A 4459-nucleotide genomic window follows, 5' to 3' on the forward strand; every position below is an offset into this window, starting at 1 on the left:
AACAGATGATATAGAAGCTGCAGACTTTGACCAATCAATTGAAACATGGTGAAACGATTTGTTTTCAATATTATTTTTTTGCTGTTAGCATGGAATAGTTTTGGTCAGGGAAAATTCGACCGAAAAATTATCATCGAAGACAGTGTGTTTTATGCTATTGAAATAAACAATCAGTTGGGTATTTTGTGGACAGGCAATATAGATAAGCCATTGGATAGTGCTCAACAATATATTCTTCCTGTTGGTACAAAAGATTTGAATGTGTGCAGCCATTAGCCTGGGACATAAGCGGAGAAAGGCTTTACGCGACTAATTTTACTGAGTTTAGTCAAAACGAAATCATTCGTAATTTAAAAGAAATTCCACTTGATCATTGGAAAAATATCAACCCCGGAAACTAATTATCGCCCCCTATTTTTTACAAAGCCGCAATGGAAAATAATTATATAGAAAATTATCCGTTTGTAGAAACCACAAGGATTATTTATATATGGATAATTTCTTTTGATATCGCGGTTAAGGAGATAGTATTTACTGAACTTATCGCTATTGATAATCAAATAACAGTTTGGTATTGGAATGGACATACATGGTATAAACATCAACGAATTACACTTTTGATACAAATGCGTTTTCCACTTTTTTTTCGCAACAAAATTTATGTTCTAGATGGAAAAGGCAACTCCTATTTTGTTTCAGATAAATTAAATTTCATCGCCCAATTCAACTTGAATTACCTCAAACAATATTGGTTGATAATAGGGATAATAATACCATAAATTATATTCAAGCGACAGATTATCCAACTCAATTATCGATAAAACAAATTATTTCCAGGAACAAATAAATTACTTTGTATGAAAAAATACTTATTTGCCATAATTGCCTGTTTGACTTTAGTGAATGCAAAAGCTGATGATGTTACAGCACTAGTTACACCTGCCACAGCGGGCTTTACCAATGGTGCTATTACATTAACTATTGCAGGTGGTTTTGCACCATATACCTTTAGCTGGACTGGTCCTGATGGATTTACATCTACACTGCAGGATTTAACAGCATTGGCTCCTGGTGAACATATTGTGTTAATGTCACAGATAATTATTGCGGAACAACAACAGTTTGTGTTATGTGACTGATGCCAACCAATGCGCATAACCAACTTCAACCTGTTGAGATACATGTTACACCAAATCCTTTTAATGCATATTTAACCATTGATATTCATACGCTTTCAGGGTTTGATGCAGTTGTTAAAATTGTTGATTTAGAAGGGAAAGAAGTTGTCAATCAATCTACCATATTAATTTCCGGAATAAATAAAGTTGTTATTGAGGAATTAAATAACCTTCCTGCTGGTAATTATTCGATATTTATTTTAAATCAAGCTCAAATTTCAGGCAGCTCAATTATTACTAAAATGTAATTATAAATTTAATATTGCGCTTCCATCCGGTATTGAATTTTATGTTGTTTTGTTAGTAAGTGTCATCACTTTTCTGGCTCCTATTGTCGGCTGTATTTACTTATTCATGAAGGTAAAAAAGTTGAAAAAGGAAATTGAAAAATTACAGCGAAAAGTCGCTGGTTTAGAACTAAAACGAGTTGAAACATTCCATGAAAACAATTCAAACCGCAACACTGATTTAGTAAGTTTTTCCCAAAAAGTAAGGTCTGTCATTTTTAACCAACCTTACTTTATACCATTTCACCCATCAATTTTAAGGTTAATTAGTGGTTGAAAACATGCACTAATCTTCAATCTCAGGGCTTTTTAGTAAGGAAAACTCAGAAACTTGCTGTATTTTTATGCTGGTTTTTTATGTTTCAGAACAGGCAAATATTCAACAAGTGCAAATCCTTACTGGTATTGGGTTTAGTCGTGCATAACATGAATGCTTCAAGTTATTTGCCCAACCTGCAGCTTGGAACACAAACAGTAAATGGCGCCTATTTGTCCTATCCACTCACCTGATTTAGGTATTTTCCGACAAGCTCGCGTTCAGGCAACCAGTTCAGCTTTAAGTGGAACAAGAAATTGGGAGTTTCACGAAGCACCTTCGATTATGACCCTGCCTTACGTCCTTACAGGGGATTGACATTAGCCGGTTATAACATGAATATATTCCCGACTGGAGGAACCGCTGCGGCATTGTTTAATACCGATTTGGCGGAAGTGCCGGACTTATGCCGACTATTGCCAATGGCTACTATTATACATTTAATGTCACCGAATATAGCATACCGGTGTTCCTCAAAACGAATACATGGGTGTTGTGGAAACGAGTTATGACCCGGTAGTTATTACTTCTGTGGTGCAATCGCCTGCTGCAGGTGCCGTTTATCCGGAAAATAGTGTTTATGTTACAGTTACCACCGCTGCCATTCCTTCACCCGGTGAAAATGTGTTTGTGAGGTATTCTACCTCAGTTAATTTTTTAACATCCTCACTTTTAGAAGTCACCATGGTAGGAAACACGGGTATAGTAGAAATACCTTGTGCCGGTGCCACTACTACAATTTATTATTATGCTTACACCAGCAATAGAACAGGTACCGCAATTTTAACCGATGTTGGGGTTACCGGACAACGTGCTCATGATATGAGTACGTTAAATGTCAACAACAATGGCGGTCCTAATTATTCATACCTACTGTATTACCGAGTATAGGGTTTTGTGGCGATTATTATGTGCCATCGGTTTGTTATCCAACAATTAATTCATTTGTTAATGCACTCAACTCCCGGAAGCGTAAGTTGTGATGTAGTTTGTTATGTTGCTACGGACATTCCAAAACAGCTCCCGTAGGCGGAATAAATTTAACACAAACCGGCACGCTGCAAATACCATTACTTTTCAAAAAATAGGCGGGGGGCTAATCCTATAATTTATGCCCTGTAGGAACTGTGACCTTAAATGGTATTTCAACGGTTGCAGATGGCGTATTCTCATTAAATGGAAGCGATTATATCACCATCGATGGAATTGATATTGTCGACAACAATGTATCTGGTCCGGCGACAATGGAATATGGTTATGCGTTATATAAAAACCGGAGCAACTGACGGATGTTCTTATAACATAATAAAAAATTTGCATGATTACTTTGTCGCGACTAAATGTTTCGGTCGGTCCTACGACTTTTCAATCGGAAGCAGGGGGTATTTTTTGGCAAATTATAAAGAACGGCATTGAATACTTCATTAATAATTAGCACCATAGCAGGAAGAAGTGACGGAAACAGTTTTTAAGTAATACTATTTCTAATGTATTCACCGGAATAATTTTGCGTGGATATTATGATTCGAGTCCTTCTACTTATTTTGATCAAGGCAATATTGTTGGTTCTTTAGGAGAAGGAAATACCATAACGAATTATGGCGGTTCAAGTGCAACGCTGTATATGGTGTCCATGCTATTTATCAGGGCAATCTTACTATTAGTGGCAATTCGATAAATAATAGATTAGGAGGTGTTTCTCATACTAATACGCTATATGGAATTTTCCATTCTGCCAACACAACTACTACCAGTGGGTCAACTACAATTACATACAATGATATTTCATTAGGACAGGGTGTAAATTCCAATTCTGTATTAGCTATAAGAACGGCACATCAGGGCAAACCGGTGGAACCGTTACCATCTCCAATAATACAATCCATGATTGCACTTTTGATGCCGGTGCAAGTGGACAATTTTTTGGTATTTATCAGGAATTTAATAATACAACCAGTAACATCGATAATAATACGTTCGAAAAATAATTTTAATACCACAAATGCCAATACGTATTTGATTTATGATAACATGTTACATCTACTAGTGTGGATGGTAATTATACGCAATAACAATTCTGTTACCACCACAGGATCAGTTAATTTAACAGGATATTATTACATAAATACCGGCGCCACCGGAACAATTCATGTTGCCAATAATATTATTGATTCACTGATGATTCCATCAGCAAGTACCGGTTACGTAATTGGCATCAGAGTAAGTAATTCAACCAGTCAGATTAAAACAATCGCCGCTAACACTATAACTAATATTCGTGCCGGGTCAGGAACTACAGCATGGACTTGTGGTATGTATATCGATAAAATGCCTACCGGTTCATCTGTTACCGATAATATTGTAAATAATGTAAGTTCGAATCACGAATGTTATCGGTATAAATTGTCAAGATGATAATTCAATTAATACCTCCTCAATCAGGTGTTTATTTACGGTAATGAAGTGAATAATATTACTTCTTCATCTGCAACTGCACAAATGGCTGGTGTTGCTATTTATGCATTAAACGCAGTTGATTGTGGAAATAATAATGTCGATAGTGTAATAGCAACTGGTGCATCCTACCCAGTTAAAAGGGTTTAATTTTGGCGGAGGAACTGTTGGCAATAATATGAATTTTTATGGTAATACTATCTCAAATATTAAACATAATAATT

General features: G+C 35.9%; 9 protein-coding genes. All 9 read left to right on the forward strand.

The window, feature by feature from the left end; translation table 11 throughout:
- Window positions 1-45 precede the first annotated feature (45 nt).
- The 9 genes from IPI65_17390 to IPI65_17430 all read left to right on the forward strand — a co-directional run bounded on the left by IPI65_17390 (window position 46) and on the right by IPI65_17430 (window position 4385).
- A complete protein-coding gene (locus IPI65_17390) occupies window positions 46-276 on the forward strand; it encodes a hypothetical protein (GenBank protein ID MBK7443211.1) in 231 nt (76 codons plus the stop codon).
- Window positions 277-857: 581 nt separating this feature from the next.
- Entirely contained in the window at window positions 858-1139 is a 282-nt protein-coding gene (locus IPI65_17395; protein MBK7443212.1) for a SprB repeat-containing protein, read from the forward strand.
- Window positions 1139-1426: a T9SS type A sorting domain-containing protein gene (locus tag IPI65_17400; GenBank protein MBK7443213.1), complete on the forward strand. Its 288-nt coding sequence runs from the start codon at window positions 1139-1141 to the stop codon at window positions 1424-1426. Before IPI65_17395 ends, IPI65_17400 begins: the two co-directional genes overlap by 1 nt.
- Window positions 1427-1943: 517 nt before the next feature.
- Complete coding sequence (locus IPI65_17405; protein ID MBK7443214.1) at window positions 1944-2099, forward strand: hypothetical protein; 156 nt, start codon at window positions 1944-1946, stop codon at window positions 2097-2099.
- A gap of 168 nt (window positions 2100-2267) precedes the next feature.
- Window positions 2268-2672, forward strand: coding sequence for a hypothetical protein (locus IPI65_17410; GenBank protein ID MBK7443215.1), 405 nt, complete (start codon window positions 2268-2270; stop codon window positions 2670-2672).
- Window positions 2673-2908: 236 nt separating this feature from the next.
- Window positions 2909-3067, forward strand: coding sequence for a hypothetical protein (locus IPI65_17415; protein ID MBK7443216.1), 159 nt, complete (start codon window positions 2909-2911; stop codon window positions 3065-3067).
- Window positions 3068-3288: 221 nt separating this feature from the next.
- Entirely contained in the window at window positions 3289-3459 is a 171-nt protein-coding gene (locus IPI65_17420; GenBank protein MBK7443217.1) for a hypothetical protein, read from the forward strand.
- A 353-nt stretch (window positions 3460-3812) separates the two neighbouring features.
- The gene (locus tag IPI65_17425; protein MBK7443218.1) at window positions 3813-4196 is read left to right on the forward strand and encodes a hypothetical protein; all 384 of its coding nucleotides are present in this window, start codon (window positions 3813-3815) and stop codon (window positions 4194-4196) included.
- Between the two features lie 27 nt (window positions 4197-4223).
- The gene (locus IPI65_17430) at window positions 4224-4385 is read left to right on the forward strand and encodes a hypothetical protein (GenBank protein MBK7443219.1); all 162 of its coding nucleotides are present in this window, start codon (window positions 4224-4226) and stop codon (window positions 4383-4385) included.
- Window positions 4386-4459 lie beyond the last annotated feature (74 nt).

The sequence above is a fragment of the Bacteroidota bacterium genome (assembly GCA_016706255.1).
GTDB lineage: Bacteria > Bacteroidota > Bacteroidia > Chitinophagales > BACL12 > UBA7236.